The 15,704-nt window shown below is 70.9% G+C and carries 13 protein-coding genes; 11 read left to right on the top strand and 2 right to left on the bottom strand.

Annotation, left to right across the window (positions count from 1 at the left end):
• The first annotated feature begins 293 nt into the window (after nucleotides 1-293).
• From O7614_RS21370 to O7614_RS21355, 4 genes are all read left to right on the top strand, one after another.
• Nucleotides 294-3,479 carry a penicillin acylase family protein gene (locus tag O7614_RS21370; RefSeq protein WP_278140256.1) on the top strand — a complete coding sequence of 1,062 codons (3,186 nt, stop codon included), beginning with the start codon at nucleotides 294-296 and terminating at the stop codon, nucleotides 3,477-3,479.
• Nucleotides 3,480-3,593: 114 nt separating this feature from the next.
• Entirely contained in the window at nucleotides 3,594-4,841 is a 1,248-nt protein-coding gene (locus O7614_RS21365; protein ID WP_278140255.1) for an NAD(P)/FAD-dependent oxidoreductase, read from the top strand.
• Between the two features lie 8 nt (nucleotides 4,842-4,849).
• Nucleotides 4,850-5,338: a MarR family transcriptional regulator gene (locus O7614_RS21360; RefSeq protein ID WP_278140254.1), complete on the top strand. Its 489-nt coding sequence runs from the start codon at nucleotides 4,850-4,852 to the stop codon at nucleotides 5,336-5,338.
• 185 nt (nucleotides 5,339-5,523) lie between these two features.
• Nucleotides 5,524-6,267 carry an alanyl-tRNA editing protein gene (locus tag O7614_RS21355; protein WP_347404363.1) on the top strand — a complete coding sequence of 248 codons (744 nt, stop codon included), beginning with the start codon at nucleotides 5,524-5,526 and terminating at the stop codon, nucleotides 6,265-6,267.
• Between the two features lie 57 nt (nucleotides 6,268-6,324).
• Here O7614_RS21355 and O7614_RS21350 read toward each other — a convergent pair whose 3' ends face one another.
• A complete protein-coding gene (locus O7614_RS21350; RefSeq protein ID WP_278140252.1) occupies nucleotides 6,325-7,005 on the bottom strand; it encodes a lytic polysaccharide monooxygenase in 681 nt (226 codons plus the stop codon).
• A 294-nt stretch (nucleotides 7,006-7,299) separates the two neighbouring features.
• Entirely contained in the window at nucleotides 7,300-7,881 is a 582-nt protein-coding gene (locus tag O7614_RS21345) for a hypothetical protein (protein ID WP_278140251.1), read from the bottom strand.
• 432 nt (nucleotides 7,882-8,313) lie between these two features.
• Between O7614_RS21345 and O7614_RS21340 the strand changes: the two genes are divergently transcribed.
• From O7614_RS21340 to O7614_RS21310, 7 genes are all read left to right on the top strand, one after another.
• Complete coding sequence (locus tag O7614_RS21340) at nucleotides 8,314-8,979, top strand: GntR family transcriptional regulator (protein ID WP_278140250.1); 666 nt, start codon at nucleotides 8,314-8,316, stop codon at nucleotides 8,977-8,979.
• A 77-nt stretch (nucleotides 8,980-9,056) separates the two neighbouring features.
• Nucleotides 9,057-10,862, top strand: a complete 1,806-nt coding sequence (gene atzF / locus O7614_RS21335) for an allophanate hydrolase (protein ID WP_278140249.1) — start codon at nucleotides 9,057-9,059, stop codon at nucleotides 10,860-10,862.
• A gap of 38 nt (nucleotides 10,863-10,900) precedes the next feature.
• A complete protein-coding gene (locus O7614_RS21330) occupies nucleotides 10,901-11,590 on the top strand; it encodes an isochorismatase family cysteine hydrolase (RefSeq protein WP_278140248.1) in 690 nt (229 codons plus the stop codon).
• Between the two features lie 8 nt (nucleotides 11,591-11,598).
• Nucleotides 11,599-12,291 (top strand): cysteine hydrolase, encoded by a 693-nt coding sequence (locus tag O7614_RS21325; RefSeq protein ID WP_278140247.1) that lies wholly within the window; start codon nucleotides 11,599-11,601, stop codon nucleotides 12,289-12,291.
• Nucleotides 12,292-12,303: 12 nt separating this feature from the next.
• Nucleotides 12,304-13,920, top strand: a complete 1,617-nt coding sequence (locus O7614_RS21320; RefSeq protein WP_278140246.1) for a regulator — start codon at nucleotides 12,304-12,306, stop codon at nucleotides 13,918-13,920.
• 78 nt (nucleotides 13,921-13,998) lie between these two features.
• A complete protein-coding gene (gene hpxZ / locus O7614_RS21315; RefSeq protein ID WP_278140245.1) occupies nucleotides 13,999-14,376 on the top strand; it encodes an oxalurate catabolism protein HpxZ in 378 nt (125 codons plus the stop codon).
• A gap of 164 nt (nucleotides 14,377-14,540) precedes the next feature.
• Nucleotides 14,541-15,668, top strand: coding sequence for a glycosyl hydrolase 53 family protein (locus tag O7614_RS21310; RefSeq protein ID WP_278140244.1), 1,128 nt, complete (start codon nucleotides 14,541-14,543; stop codon nucleotides 15,666-15,668).
• Nucleotides 15,669-15,704 lie beyond the last annotated feature (36 nt).

Genomic DNA, 15,704 nt, shown 5'->3' with positions numbered 1-15,704 from the left:
GGCGGTCCACGGGCGGCGAGGCTGCCGTCGGGCACCAACGCTCTCCCTCACCCTGGCCGGCGCGGCCCTGACCCGCCTGGTCGGCGGCCGCGCCCAAAGGCGGCGAAAGGTCGACATTGGCGCGTGGTGAACGACGGGTATCCCGGACGGCGGTGCTGCGCCGATCATTGCCCGAAGATCGATATGAGTCATTCTCACCTCCGGGTGGAACGCCCGGGCGCGGAGGGCGAGACGTCGGGACCGGCAGCCGGGCGTGACCGAACGGCCCGACTCCGCGTCCCCGGAGGATCGCCATGCCCCGTACCGCTCTCCGTAACCGGCTCGCCGCGTGCACCGCCGCCGTCCTGACCGCGAGCGTCCTGACGGTGACCCCGCCGTCACCGGCGCTGGCCGCCGGCACGTTCGCCGCCAACGACTACTGCCTCGGCCAGTGCGCCGACATCCTGCCCCCCGGGCAGAACGGCAACGCCACACTGGTCGCCATCCTGGCGCACCAGGCGCTCGGCACCCGCCCGGCGCACTCCAGCGACCAGCTCGACGAGTACGCGAACCTGGTCTACAACTACGCCGGGCTGACCGACGAGCAGATTGCCCACTTCTACAACGACGCCTCGTTCGGCGTCCCGGCCGCGCAGGTGGAGAGCACCGTCTCGCCACGCGCCGATGTCACCATCGTGCGGGACAGGGCCACCGGCGTCCCGCACATCACCGGCACCACCCGCGCCGGCACCATGTTCGGCGCCGGGTACGCCGGAGCCCAGGACCGGCTCTGGGTGATGGACCTGCTCCGGCATGTCGGCCGCGGCAACGTCACCTCGTTCGCCGGCGGCGCGCCGGGCAACCGGGAGCTGGAGCAGAGCGTCTGGGCCAACTCGCCGTACACCGAGGCGGACCTCCAGGCCCAGGTGGACGCACTGCGCACCAAGGGCGCCCGAGGCCAGCAGCTCTACACCGACGTGGTCGACTACATCGCCGGCATCAACGCCTACATCGACAAGTCGATCGCCGAGGACAACTACCCGGGCGAATACGTGCTCGCCGGCGCCGGCAAGCCGAAGCACTTCACCATGACCGACCTGATCGCCACCGCCGGCGTGATCGGCGGCCTGTTCGGCGGTGGCGGTGGCAGCGAGATCCAGTCCGCGCTGGTACGGGTCGCCGCCCGGGCCAAGTACGGCGCCACCGAGGGCGACAAGGTGTGGGCGGCGTTCCGGTCGCAGAACGACCCGGAGACCGTGCTCACCCTGCACGACGGGCAGAGCTTCCCGTACGGGGCGACGTCGCCGGGCGCGACCAGCGCGGTGCTGCCCGACGCCGGGACGGTGGTCGCCGAGCCCCTCGCCTACGACGCCACCGGCGGGGCCGCGTCCCGCACCGGCGCCAGCACCGCCACCAAGGACCTGCTCGGCGGCCTGGCCAACCTGCGCGCGCACGGCATGTCCAACGCGGTCGTGGTCTCCGGACAGCACACCACCACCGGCAACCCGGTGGCCGTGTTCGGCCCGCAGACCGGCTACTTCGCCCCGCAACTGCTGATGCTCCAGGAGTTGCAGGGGCCCGGGATCAGCGCGCGTGGCGCGGCGTTCGCCGGGCTCAACCTGTACGTGCTGCTCGGCCGGGGCCAGGACTACGCGTGGAGCGCCACGTCGGCCTCCCAGGACCTGACCGACACGTACGCGGTGCCGCTGTGCACCACCGACGGCAGCGCACCGACGCTGCGGTCCAACCGCTACCTCTACCACGGGCAGTGTCTCGCCATGGAGGCGCTGGAGCAGCGCAACTCCTGGTCCCCGACGCTCGCCGACTCCACTCCGGCCGGCTCGTACACCCTGCGCGCGCTGCGCACCAAGTACGGGCTGGTGGCCTACCGGGGCCTGGTGAACGGGCAGCCGACGGCGTTCACCAAGCTGCGCTCCACCTACCGGCACGAGGCCGACTCGGCGATCGGCTTCCAGGCCTACAACGACCCGTCGGCGATGGGCAGCGCGGCGGCCTTCCAGGCGTCCGCGGCCAGCGTCGGGTACGCGTTCAACTGGTTCTACGTCAACTCGACCGAGGCCGCGTACTACAACTCCGGCTCCAACCCGGTGCGGCCCGCCACCGCCGACCCGAACCTGCCCACCAAGGCCGAGCCGGCGTACGAGTGGGTCGGCTGGAACCCGGACACCAACGACGCCAGCTACACCCCGTCGTCGGCGCATCCGCAGTCGGTCAACCAGGACTACTACGTCAGTTGGAACAACAAGCAGGCGAAGGACTTCGGGGCGGCGGACGGCAACTTCAGCTTCGGCTCCGTACACCGGGGTCAGCTGCTCGACGGCCCGGTGCGCGCCGCGATCGCCCAGCGCAAGCTCGGCCGCGCCGACGTCGTGAAGATCGTGGCGGACGCGGCGGTGACCGACCTGCGCGGCCAGCAGGTCCTTCCCGACCTGCTGCGGGTGCTGGACAGCGCACCGGTCACCGACCCGGCGCTGGCCGACGCCGTCGGCAAGCTGCGGGCCTGGCAGCAGGCCGGTGCCCGGCGGGTGGAGACGTCCCCCGGCTCCAAGGTCTACCAGCACGCGGACGCGATCCGGATCTTCGACGCCTGGTGGCCGCTGCTGGCCTCGGCGCAGTTCCGCCCCGGACTCGGGCCGGATGTGTACGCCGCGCTGGTCGACGCCATCGAGGTGAACGAGGCGCCGTCGGGCGGCCAGAACGGTGCGCGCGACGGCACCGTGAGCTGGGCGTTGCAGGGGCAGGCACACAAGGGCTCGTCGTTCCAGCACGGCTGGTGGGGCTACGTCGACAAGGACCTGCGTACCGTGCTCGGCGACCCCGTCGCCGGTGGGCTGGGCCGCGCGTACTGCGGCGACGGCAGCCTCGGCGCGTGCCGGCAGGCCATGCTGGACACGCTCGGCCAGGCCGCCGCGGTGCCGGGCACCACTGTCTACCCGGGCGACAAGTCCTGCGGGGCTGGCGATCAGTGGTGCGCCGACTCGATCGCCCAGTCCGGGCTCGGCGGCATCACCCACCCGCTGATCGCCTGGCAGAACCGCCCCACCTACCAGCAGGTCGTCTCGTTCCCGGCACGCCGGGGCGAGGACGTCACCAACCTGGCCCAGGGTCGCCCGACCACCGCGTCGAGCACCCAGTTCCTGACCAGCCACACCCCGGCCAAGGCAGTCGACGGCAGCCTGAGCAGCCGCTGGGCCAGCAGCTACAACGACAACCAGTGGATCCGGGTCGACCTCGGGGCGGCCCGCACCGTCAGCCGGGCGGTGCTGCGCTGGGAGTCCGCCTACGCCACCTCGTACCGGATCGAGGTCTCCGGCGATGGCAGCTCCTGGACGCCGGTGTTCACCACCACCGCCGGCAACGGCGGCGTCGACAACGCCACCTTCGCCCCGGTCGCCGCCCGCTACGTGCGGGTGTACGGGGTCAAGCGGGCGACCTCGTACGGGTTCTCGCTCTACGAATTCGAGCTGTACGCACGATGACCTAGCCCGGAGGGGACGGCGGGGACCACTCGCCGTCCCCTCCGGGGCGTGCGCGGCTCCTCGGCGGCAGCCGGGCCACCTTGCCCAAATCATCTTAGTCGTTAAGATAATTGCATGGGCATATCGACAGACTTCTCGGTAGCGATCGCCGGCGCGGGCCTCTCCGGCCTCTGCCTCGCCCAGTACCTGACGCGCGCCGGCATCGACGTGCACGTCTACGAGCGGGACCCGGGCCCCTTCGTCCGGCGGCAGGGCTACCGGATCATCCTCGACCGGTACGGGCTGCAGGCGCTGCGCGAGAGCCTGCCCCGCCAGCTGTACAACCTGGCGCTGACCACCGGCGACGAGCCCGGCGGGCAGCTACGCTTCACCGACAGCCGGCTGCGGGACGCGTTCACCATCACCTTCAAGGACGAGCCGCATGCGACCCGCCAGGTCGACCGGCTGACCCTGCGGTCGATCCTGCAGTCCGGGCTGGACGGGCGCATCCACTACGGCAAGGAAGCCGTCGCGGCGGACAACGGCGGCCCGACCGGGCTGCGGCTGCGGTTCTCCGACGGCGGGGCCGCCGCGGCAACCGTCGTCGTGGGCGCCGACGGCGTCGGCTCGGCGCTGCGCGCGCAGCTCATGCCGGACGCGGACCCGGCGAACACCCCGATGGCAGGCATCTACGGACGGTCGCCCCTGCGGCGCAACGGCGAGACCGTCATCCCGGACGCGCTGCGTACCAGCGGGGTCCTGGCCATCGCCGACCGACCGGGCCGCGCCTTCTTCTTCACCTCCATGCGGTTCGGTGAGAGCCCGCAGGAGGCGTTCGCGCGCCTGGCCCCGGGCACCTATGCGCCCACCGGCTACGACTACGTCATGTGGGGACTGCTGCTGCGGCAGGAGGAGGTGCCCACCGGCGTCCGCGGGGACCTGCTGGCGCTGTGGCGACTGGCCTCCCGGATGAGTGCGGACTTCCACCCGGTCATCCGGCGGCTGGTCGGCACGGCCGAGCTGGACGCCACGGTGCTCAACCTCTTCGCAACCGGCCGCCGCCCGCGCCGGTGGGCGGTGCCCCGGGCGACGATGATGGGCGACGCCGTGCACGTCATGCCGCCGTTCGGCGCCCACGGTGGCAACACGGCGCTGCGCGACGCCGCGCTGCTCGGCCGCCGGCTGGTCGAGGCCCGGGCGGGCGGCACGCCGGTGGAGGAGGCCATCGCCAGCTACCAGGAGGAGATGGTGCCCTACGCCTTCCGTGCCGTCGACACCGCCGCCGGGCTGATGCGCCGCCTCACCGGGGGCGCGGTCGCACCCCACTGGGTGCTGACCCGCGTGTTACCTCGGCTGCACCGGGTCACCGTGCCGGAGGCATGATTGCGGGCATGTCCGACGAGCCGGCCCGTGCGTCCGCGATCGCCGACCTCATGCGCGCCGGGCGGGAGATGTCGCGGCTGTCCATGGTGTTCCGAAACGCCATCGCGGAGCGGCTGGGCCTGACCGTGAGCGACCTGGAGTGCCTGGACTACCTGGCAGACGTCGGATCCGCCACCGCGGGGCAGGTCGCCGAGCGGACCAACCTCACCACCGGGGCGGTGACCAGCATGCTGCGCCGGCTCCAGCAGGCGGGCTACGTGACGGCCGAGCGCGATCCGGCGGACCGGCGGCGGGTGATCGTCACCCTACGTCCGGAGCGGATCCCCGAGGTGACGCGACCGTACGAGCGGTTCGCCGAGCGGGCCGAGCGGCTCATCGAGGGCTACCGCGACGAGGAGGTCACGCTGCTGGTCCGGCACTACGACCGCATGCAGGCGATGTACCTCGCCGAGTTGGACCGCCTGCGCAGCGGAGACACCGCCCAGCGGTCGGCCTGAGGCAGCGTCGGGCCCGGGCCGGGGGAGTGACAGGCGGGGTCTCCAGGTGGAGGGCGCCCGATCATTGAGCGTCACCGGGTGTTTGTCCTCGGTGTACGACGCACGAATAATCGTGGTCGAGAAGACCACGCGAGCGCTGAAGGGGGACGGAGTGGCGCCGCCGACGGCCGCCCTCCCATCAACCTATGGGTATTGATCATCACGGCCGGACCCAACGGCTGGACTGGGAAGATGTGACACTCCGGACATGGGACTGCACCGTCGTGTGGTCGGATCCCACTGATCCGGAGCAGGGCATCGTGCTGGACCGATCCGCGTTCTACCCGGGCGGCGGCGGCCAGCCGCCGGACCACGGCGTGCTGATCTGGCAGGGTGTGCAGACGCGGATCGTCGGCACCCGCAAGGGCGACGACCTCTACCTGTTGCCTGCGCCCGGGGATCCGGTGCCCGCGGTCGGCACCACAGTGACCGGGGCGATCGACGACGATCGTCGTACCTCGCTCATGCGTACCCACTCGGGCCTGCACGTGCTCTGTGGCACCGTCTTCCGCGACTTCAACGTGCTGGTGACCGGTGGCAACATGGAGCCCGGCGAGGCCCGGATGGACTTCAACCTGCCGGAGGTCCCGCCGGGTTTCAAGCAGACCCTGGAGGACGCGGTGAACGCCGAGATCGCCGCGGACCGCAAGATCGTCGTTCGGATGCTCTCCCGGGACGAGGCGAACGCCACCCCCGATCTGGTGCGGACGCAGTTCACGGCACCACCGGATCTGCCCCAGGTGCGGGTGGTGGACATCGTCGGGCTCGACGTGCAGGCCGACGGGGGCACCCACGTGGCCTCGACCGGCCAGATCGGTCGGGTGACCGTCACCAAGGTCGAGAGCAAGGGCCGGCAGAATCGCCGGGTCCGGATCAAGCTCGGTTCCTGACAGAGGATCCGGCCCAGGACGACGACGCCCTGGGCCGGAGTGGTGCCGTGTCGCTGATCAGGCGATTCTGATGTCGCTGCACCACATGTAGGTCTGGTCCATGTGGGACGCCTTCCAGATCACGAACAGGATGTGGTTCCCGCTGCGTCCGGACGCCGAGACGTTGAACGAGATGTTCTGCGCCGGCGCGTACCGCCCGGTGGTAGCGACCAGGTCGAGGTTGCCCCAGCCGAGCTGCTGCGTGGCCGGGTTGAAGCCCTGCTTGGTGACGTACACCCGGAAGTAGTCAGCTCCGTGGCTGGCCTGGTCGTACAGCTGGACCGTGAAGTTGCTGCTGACGGTCGTCGCCTTCCAGGCTCCCAGCTGGTTGAGGGAGTTGTTCCGGGAGAGGCCGTTGCTGCAGAGCTGCCCGTCCGGGGTGCGGGCCTGGAACTGGCCGGCGAGGCCGTCGCGCAGCTGGCTCATCCAGTTCCACATGGTGTCGGGGTTGGACTGGAAGGCCTGGTAACACATCGGGTCCTGCTGCTGCATGGCCGGGTTCATGTGCTGGTTGCCCCAGGTCTTCCAGCACTGATAGGCCCGACTCGCCGGGTTGATGATGGTGCCGTGAGCCTGGGCGGCTCCGGTGAACGGCAGCGTGCCGACCACCATCGCGAACAGCAGGACGAGCGCCTGGAGCGACCGACGGATTGTCGACCGGGACGGTCCGCCGGGTTGACCTAACTGGTGTGAACGCACTGTTCATCCTCCGTTCGTTGGTGCTGGGGATCAGGGTGGGAACGCTCCCAAAGCCACTGTTGCATCAATAGATGTAAATATCAATCATGATCTACCTATAGGCGGATGTGGATCGAGCTGTCCGTAATCGTCGGAGCAGTGACGGGTCTGTGCACGACGCTCCGCGGTTGCGGTATCGCCTAACGGGTCGCCCGCGACGGCATCCACCGCAGCGCCCGGAGAGCCAGCTCGCGGCCTGGCGGCCTCACACCCGGCGGCCGGTCGTGTGCGGGGGCGACGCCCTGCGCGGCGTGGTCAGAGCCCGGCTGCCGCGTCGTACCGGCGACGCTGGTCGGCCATCTCCGCGGCCGTCAGCGCCTCCTCCTGCGCCACCGTCGCGTACTTGGCCGGGAACATCTGCCGCAGCCGGTCGATGAACCTGACGTCCTCGGTCGCCTCGACCACCTGGATGCCCGGAGGGTCGGAGGACATGTCCATGATCACCGGGCCGGCCAGCTTGACGGCCACGTCCCAGGGGCGCTTCCGCTCGGCGATCCCGCAGAGGTGGAAGCCGTAGACCGTCTGCACATCGGCGAGCGTGGTCACCTCGGCCGGCTCGTAGCCGTAGACGCGGACGCCGCAGATCACCGGCGGCTTCTCCTCCCCGGCGGCCACCTGCTGGGTGTCGTGCCCGGCGTGGTTGTGCTGCCCCGGGTCCACCCGTTCGAGCGTCGTACGCATCCGGGCCACGATCTGCGCCTGCAGATCGGCCGGCTCCGGCTTCGAGTCGGAGCGGTTGACCAGTACGGCCGCGCCGGCCGACGTCGCCAACAGGATCACCGCCACCCACACCAGACGGTGTCGGTACCACCCCGCGAAACTCTGTCGGGAAATCATGACTGCTTCTCACCTCGTCGCCGGTTCTGATGCGCTGGCAGGCCGAATCGGACGCAGTCGGCGGGTCGGACATCGAGCGCGTCGGCCGCCGGGGCACGTACCGGGGGTGCTGACGACGGGCGGGGTCGCCTGCCAGTAGGACGCCCGTCGTCGTGGAGATGGCCCGGCGGTGCGGGTGGCGAGCGCCTGCCCAGACGGCGCGCTGCCGGCACTGCGATGCTCCCGTGCGTGCCGTTCCCAGCGCGGTTGCCCCCGCGCTGCGGCGATATGAGCCATTCCAGCACGTCTGAAGGTGTTCTGGCAACATCGACCAGCGTCAGTGTTGGTCCGGTCGGAGCGCCCCGCCGTTCGGCATCCACACCGGCCGCGCCGGCGCCGCCGAGGGGACGCGCCCGCGCCAGGCCTCGTGCGACAGGTGGCAGACTCGGCGGGGTGAACGACGTGGCCGCATCGCCGATGGATGGTGAGCTGGAGAGTGTCAGTCTGGTGGACCTCGCCGTCACCCGGCTCACCCGGGAGATCCTCAGTGGGAGGAGTGACCCGGGTGAACGCCTGGTGGAGGAGCAGCTGACCCGGCGGTTGGGGATCAGCCGGGCGCCGTTGCGCGAGGCGCTGCGGCTGCTGGCCCAGCGAGGGCTGGTCGAGCACGTGCCACGGCGGGGAGTCCGCGTCGCCACGCTCTCCGAGCGGGACGTGCGGGAGCTGTACGAGCTGCGGGACGTGCTGGAGCGATTCGCGGTGCGCGCGGGCATCCCGGTCGGCCGGGAGAGCGACCTGGTCGGCCTGCGGGCGGCCCTGGACCGGATGGGAGAGGCGGTCGGGCTCGGCGATCGGATGACGGTGGCCGAATCGCACCGCGCGTTCCACGTCGCCCTGGTGGCGCTCGCCGACAACCGGCAACTGTCCGCGGTGTACGACTCGATCCTGGTGAAGTTGCAGCTCTACATGGCGATCAACCTGCGCCGGGAGGCGGAGTTGGCGCAGCCGCTGGACGGCGTCCACCGGCACCAGCGGCTGTTCGAGGCCGTCGCCGGGGGAGACCCGGAGGAGGTGCTGGCCGTGCTCTCCGCGCACGGCGCGCGCTCGTACCTCGGGTAGCCGCCACGGGCGGGCTCGACATGGGCTCGTTACGAATCGCGCCGTCGTTCGTAACAGAACTGTCGACAATCGACAGTATGTCAGAGCCCGTTGGTTCCGTCTCGGCGCTGCGGTCGGCGTATCTCAGCGGCGCGACGACCCCCGTCGACCAGGCCGAACATGTGCTGGCCGGGCTCGCCGGCCAGGACGGCGGGCCGGTCTGGATCAGCACCGTCGCGGCCGACGACCTCCGAGCCCGCGCCATCGCACTGGCCCGCGACAGCGACCCCGCGGACCTACCGCTGTACGGGATCCCCTTCGCGGTCAAGGACAACATCGACGTCGGCGGCATGATCACCACGGCCGGCTGCCCCGACTTCGCGTACCGCGCCGCCGAGGACGCTCCGGTGGTACGCCGACTGCTCGACGCCGGTGCCCTGCTCGTCGGCAAGACCAACCTCGACCAGTTCGCCACCGGCCTGACCGGCGCCCGTTCGCCGTACGGCAGCTGCGAGAGCGTCTTCGGCGGCGGTCTCGTCTCCGGTGGGTCCAGCTCCGGCTCGGCGGTGGCGGTGGCCTCGGGCCAGGTCAGCTTCGCTCTGGGTACGGACACCGCCGGCTCCGGTCGAGTCCCGGCGGCGCTGAACGGGATCGTCGGCCTCAAGCCCACCCGGGGACTACTCAGCACCGCCGGTGTGGTCCCGGCCTGCCGCTCGCTGGACTGCGTGTCGGTGTTCGCCACCGACGTCGGCGATGCCGTCGACGTGCTGCACGCCGCCCGGGGCACGTCGGAAGCCGACCCGTGGGGGCGCGCGCTGCCGGCCGAAGGAGCGAGCGGCGGCGTACCGGGAACGCTGCGCCTCGGGGTGCCTCGCGCCGCGGATCTGGAGTTCTTCGGCGACGTGGGACAGGGCGAGAGGTTCGACGCCGGCGTACGACGACTGCGCACTGTGGTCGCCACCGCCCGGCCGGTGCCGCTCGACGACTTCTTCGCGGCGGGAGATCTGCTCTACCAGGGGCCCTGGGTGGCCGAGCGGCTCGTCGGGCTGGGCGACTTCCTGCTGACGCACCCCGACTCGGTGCTCCCGGTCACCCGGACCGTGCTGGAGACCGGGCGGCGCTACGACGCGATCGACGCCTTCCGGGGTCAGCACCGGCTCCGCGAACTGCGCGCCCGGGTCGACCGGCTCTGGCGCGAGATCGACGTGCTGGTGGTGCCCACCGTCGGCACCACGTTCACTCTCGACGAGATCGCCGAGGATCCGATCGGTCGCAACGCCATGCTCGGCCGCTACACCCAGTTCGCCAACCTGCTCGACCTGGCTGCGGTGACCGTACCCAACGGTTTCACCGACGGCGGCCGACCGGCGAGCCTGACCCTGCTGGGCCCGGCGTTCAGCGACCTCACTCTGGCCCGGCTCGCCGCCGCCCTCGTCGGCGGTGGCGGTGAACCGCCACCGGCTGTGGCGGCGGGCGACGCGCCACCGGCGGCGGCGCAGGCGCTGATCGCCGTCGTCGGTCGGCATCTGAGCGGTGAGTCCCGCAACGGTGAGCTGACCGGGCGCGGGGCCACTCTCGTCGGCGCGGCGCGGACCGCGCCGCTGTATCGGCTCTACCGGATGGAGACCCCGGACGGTGAGGGGTTGCCCGGCCTCGTCCGGGTGGCCCCGGACGACCCGCAGGGTCAGCCGATCGACGTCGAGCTCTGGCGTCTGCCGTCGTCCGCCGTCGGGGAGTTGCTGGCCGGAGTGCCGGCACCGCTGTCACTCGGCTGGATCCGGCTGCACGACGGGCGGGACGTGCTCGGCTTCCTGTGCGAGGCGTACGCCGCCGGCCCACCGGCTGTTGACATCAGCGCCGCCGGTGGGTGGCGGGCCTACCGTCAGGCCGCCGCCGGCAGGTAGGGCGGCAGACACCAGCGAGAACGACAGGAGGCGAGAAGATGGGCAGCATCGGGCCGGTACCGGCCAACCCCTACCCGTGGCCGTACGACGGCACGGTGGACACCGCGCACACCGCACTGCTCTGCATCGACTGGCAGACCGACTTCTGCGGACCGGGCGGCTACGTCGACGCGATGGGCTACGACATCGGCCTCACCCGGGCCGGCCTGCCGGCCACCGCCCGACTGTTGGAGCACGCCCGATCGCTCGGGATGCTGGTCGTACACACCCGCGAGGGGCACGACCCGGAGTTGTCCGACCTGCCGGCGAACAAGCGGTGGCGCTCGGCGCGCATCGGCGCCGAGATCGGCTCCGCGGGCCCGGCCGGCCGGATCCTGATCCGGGGCGAGCCGGGTTGGGAGATCGTGCCCGAGGTCGCCCCGGTGCCCGGCGAGGTGGTCATCGACAAACCGGGCAAGGGCGCGTTCTACGCCACCAACCTCGACCTGGTGCTTCGTACCCGGGGCATCACCCACCTGATCCTCACCGGCATCACCACCGACGTCTGCGTGCACACCACGATGCGCGAGGCGAACGACCGGGGGTACGAGTGCCTGATCCTCTCCGACTGCACCGGCGCCACCGACAAGGCCAACCACGACGCGGCACTGCACATGGTCACCATGCAGGGCGGTGTCTTCGGCTGCGTCACCACCTCCGACGACGTCATCGCCGCCACGACCACGTGAGGTGCCCCATGTTGACCATCGCCGCCGCGCGGCCCACCCCGTACACCTTCGACGTCTCGACCACGGCGTTGCTCGTCATTGACATGCAGCGCGATTTCCTGGAACCCGGCGGGTTCGGGGAGAGCCTGGGCAACGACGTCGGTCAGCTTCGCCGTACCATCGCTCCGCTCGCGGCGCTGCTGGCTGCCGCCCGCGTCGCCGGCCTGACTGTCGTGCACACCCGCGAGGGGCACCTGCCCGACCTGTCCGACTGCCCGCCGGCCAAGCTCAGTCGCGGTACGCCCAGCAAACGGATCGGTGACCCCGGGCCGAACGGCCGGATCCTGATCCGCGGCGAGTACGGCCACGACATCGTCGACGAGCTGACACCGCTGCCCGACGAGCCGGTCGTCGACAAGCCGGGCAAGGGAGCCTTCCACGCCACCAACTTGGACGTCCTGCTCGCCGAGCGGGGCGTGCGCAGTCTCCTGGTCACCGGGGTCACCACCGAAGTGTGCGTGCACACGACCGTCCGGGAGGCCAACGACCGCGGGTACGAGTGTCTCGTGCTCGCCGACTGCGTCGGGTCCTACTTCCCCGAGTTCCAGCGGGTCGGGCTCGACATGATCGCCGCCCAGGGCGGCATCTTCGGCTGGGTAGCCGACTCGGCGCAGGTACGCGCCGCGCTGCCCACCACCCCCGTGTTGCAGCCCTCCTCCTGACCGGGAGCAGTCATGGCCTCCATCAGACCCTCCGTCGCCCCCCTGCCGTACTGGGTACGCGGTGACACCAACGCGTTCTTCGGCTTCGGCGTCAACGTCCTGGTCAACGTGCTCACCCTGACCGGGCTCTGCCTCGCCGTGGTGAACCTTCCCGAGGGGGAGGTGTTCGGCACCATCCTGCCGGCGCTCGGCATCGCCCTGGTCGCCGGGAACATCTACTACACCTATCTGGCCCGCCGGCTGGCCCGACGGGAGAACCGCAGCGACGTGACGGCCCTGCCGTACGGGCCGAGCGTGCCGCACATGTTCATCGTCATCTTCGTCATCATGCTCCCGATCTACCTGCGTACCCAGGACCCCGTGCGGGCCTGGGAGGCCGGGCTGGCGTGGGCCTTCATCATCGGCGTGATCGTGTTGATCGGCGCGTTCGTGGGGCCCTACATCCGCCGGTACGCGCCCCGGGCCGCGCTGCTCGGCACCCTCGCGGGTATCTCGATCACGTTCATCTCGATGAACCCGGCCGGGCAGATGTGGCGGCTGGCCTGGGTGGCCCTACCCGTCTTCGCCTTGCTGCTGATCGGCCTGCTCACCGACGTGAAACTGCCGTTCAACTTCCCGATCGGGCTCGCCGCGTTGCTGCTCGGCACCGCGATCGGCTGGGCCGGCGGAGCGATGTCGGTGCCGGACGTCACGGCGGCGGCCCGGGACATCGCCGTCGCCGTACCCTCGTTCAAGATCGACCTGCTCCTCGCTGGGCTGGCCGACATGGCGCCCCTGTTGGCGACGGCGATCCCGCTCGGTGTGTACAACTTCACCGAGGGCATGACCAACGTGGAGAGCGCCGCCACCGCGGGGGACAACTACAACCTGCGCAGCGTGTTGCTCGCCGACGGCGCGGGCGCGGTGGTCGGCGCGGCTCTCGGCTCGCCGTTCCCACCGGCGGTCTACGTCGGGCACCCGGGCTGGAAGGCCGCGGGCGGGCGCAGCGGGTACTCGATGGCGACCGGCGTGGTGATCGCGGTGCTCTGCTTCCTGGGCATGTTCGGCCTGCTCGGCGCGATCTTCCCGACGGCGGCCATCGTGCCGATCCTGCTGTACATCGGACTGCTGATCGGGGCGCAGGCGTTCCAGGCAACGCCCCGGGCGCACGCCGCCGCCGTGGTCGCCGCACTGATCCCGAACATCGCGGCCTGGGCGACAGGGCAGATCGACAACGCTTTGGCGGCGGCCGGTACGACCGCCGCCGCGGTCGGCGACGAGGCGCTCAACGGCGCCGGCGTCGTCTACGACGGGCTGCTGGTGCTCGGCCAGGGCGCGATCCTCGCCGGCCTGGTGCTCGGCGCGGTGGTGGTCTTCATCATCGACAAACGGTTCGTCCGGGCCGCGATCTTCGCCGGCTCCGGCGCGCTGCTGTCGTTCATCGGGCTCATCCACGGCGAGCGGATCGAGTGGAACGCCAACGGCCAGGTGGCGCTCGGCTACCTCTTCGTCGCGGCGATCTGCGCGGTCTTCGCGCTCGGTCGTCCCGCTCCCCGTGAACCCGACCCTGGCGAGGACGACGAGGATCGGGCTGACCCGGCCGCTGACGGGTCCGACGGTGAGCAGCGGACGTCGGCGTTGAGCGGCTGAGCCAACGGTCCGGGTCGGGGCGCCAGCTCCGACCCGGCCCACCAGTTCCGGACCCGACGGATCGGAGGAACGAACCGCATGGACATCGACCGGACCGACGTGGTCGCCGAGGTGACGGCGGCCTTCGCCGACTACGAGCGGGCTCTGGCCGACGGCGATGCCGACCGGATCTGCGGCTACTTCTGGGATTCCGAGCGGACCGTGCGGTTCGGCCTCGCCGACCATCAGTACGGGCTGGACGAGCAGCGCAAGTGGCGGGCCGCGCAGCCACCACTGCCGGCCGGTCGCCGGCTGGTGGACCCCGTCATCACCACCTTCGGCCGGGACCTGGCGGTCGTGACGACCCGATTCGGGTACGCCGGCACCCCCGCCACCGGGCGGCAGACCCAGACCTGGGTACGCCTGCCCGTCGGCTGGCGGATCGTCACCGCCCACGTCTCCGTCCCGGACTGCTAGACGAGGCATTCGTGGACGTGCCGCGCTGACCGGGTGGTGAGACAGGTTGGCAATCATCGATGTCATGGCGGCATCGTCGAGGTATGACAGGACCGCCTTCTCGCTGAACGGCGCTCCCTGCGCCGTGGGCTGAGCGCCGCCCGTCCCGCTCCGGAAGGAGTCTCGTGAGCACCCACTCGCCCACACCCCGTCGCCGCGCCACGGCACTGCTCGGGGCTGCCCTGGCCGGCATCCTCGCCGTCCCCACCACGCCCGCGCCCGTCTCCGCCGCGAACACGCTCAGCATGCGGGGCGCCGACGTCTCCTCGTTGCAGCGCAGCCTGGATGTGGGTGCCAGGTACTACGACGCCGGCGGTGTCGCTCGCGACCCACTGGACATCCTGAAGTCCGTCGGCGTCAACTACGTCCGCCTGCGGGTGCGGAACAACCCGGTCAGCGGCTACAACAACAAGAGCAGGGTGTTGGCCCAGGCGAGGGTGGCCAGGGCGAAGGGGCTCAAGGTGCTCATCGACTTCCACTACTCCGACACCTGGGCCGACCCCGGCAAGCAGTACAAGCCGGCGGCCTGGATCGGCCACAGCCTGAGCCAGTTGCGTGCCGACGTGTACACCTTCACCTACGACGTCTGCTCCAGCCCGCGGGCACAGGGCACCCCGCCGGACAGTGTGCAGATCGGCAACGAGATCAACGTCGGGATGCTGTGGAACGAGGGAAAGGTCGTCGACAACGACTTCGCCCCGCTGGCCGGCCTGCTGAAGCAGGGCTACCGGGCGACCAAGGACTGCGGCAGCGGCATCCCGGTGATGATCCACACCGCCAACGCCGACAGCAACGCCAACGCCCGCTGGTTCTACGACGGCATCCGCGCGCAGGGCGTGCAGTGGGACATCACGGCCCTGTCGTACTACTGCATGTGGCACGGCACCCTGGCGAACCTCTACAACAACATCGTGGACCTGCGCGGCCGCTACGGTAAGCCGGTGGTGATCGCGGAGACCGCGTACCCCTTCACCCGCGACAACGCGGACAGCGAGCCGAACGCCATTGGCGACGCGACCTGTGACGGCATCAGCGCGACCTGGTCCGGCCAGGCCCAGGAGTTCGACTGGGTCCAGAACACCGCCCGCAACGCCGGGGCCATCGGTGTCTTCTACTGGGAACCGACCTGGTACGCCGTCCGCGGCAACGGCTGGGACCCGGCCAACATCAACGGCACCGGAAACCAGTGGGACAACATGGCTGTCTTCGACTGGTCCGGGCGGGTGAACCCGAACGTGCGCTGGACACCCTGACCCGAGTGACGCGCCGCCCGGGACAGGTCCCGAGCG

This window comes from Micromonospora sp. WMMD961, assembly GCF_029626145.1.
Classification (GTDB): domain Bacteria; phylum Actinomycetota; class Actinomycetes; order Mycobacteriales; family Micromonosporaceae; genus Micromonospora.
The sequence above is the reverse complement of the archived record's forward strand: the minus strand, read 5'-3'. Positions and strand labels throughout refer to the sequence as shown.

Bases quoted from the DNA above. Each gene is read 5' to 3' on its own strand.
- O7614_RS21370 (WP_278140256.1), top strand. From the start codon at position 294: ATGCCCCGTACCGCTCTCCGTAACCGGCTCGCCGCGTGCACCGCCGCC.
- O7614_RS21365 (WP_278140255.1), top strand. From the start codon at position 3,594: ATGGGCATATCGACAGACTTCTCGGTAGCGATCGCCGGCGCGGGCCTC.
- O7614_RS21360 (WP_278140254.1), top strand. From the start codon at position 4,850: ATGTCCGACGAGCCGGCCCGTGCGTCCGCGATCGCCGACCTCATGCGC.
- O7614_RS21355 (WP_347404363.1), top strand. From the start codon at position 5,524: ATGGGTATTGATCATCACGGCCGGACCCAACGGCTGGACTGGGAAGAT.
- O7614_RS21345 (WP_278140251.1), bottom strand. From the start codon at position 7,881: ATGATTTCCCGACAGAGTTTCGCGGGGTGGTACCGACACCGTCTGGTG.
- atzF (WP_278140249.1), top strand. From the start codon at position 9,057: ATGTCAGAGCCCGTTGGTTCCGTCTCGGCGCTGCGGTCGGCGTATCTC.
- O7614_RS21330 (WP_278140248.1), top strand. From the start codon at position 10,901: ATGGGCAGCATCGGGCCGGTACCGGCCAACCCCTACCCGTGGCCGTAC.
- O7614_RS21325 (WP_278140247.1), top strand. From the start codon at position 11,599: ATGTTGACCATCGCCGCCGCGCGGCCCACCCCGTACACCTTCGACGTC.
- O7614_RS21320 (WP_278140246.1), top strand. From the start codon at position 12,304: ATGGCCTCCATCAGACCCTCCGTCGCCCCCCTGCCGTACTGGGTACGC.
- hpxZ (WP_278140245.1), top strand. From the start codon at position 13,999: ATGGACATCGACCGGACCGACGTGGTCGCCGAGGTGACGGCGGCCTTC.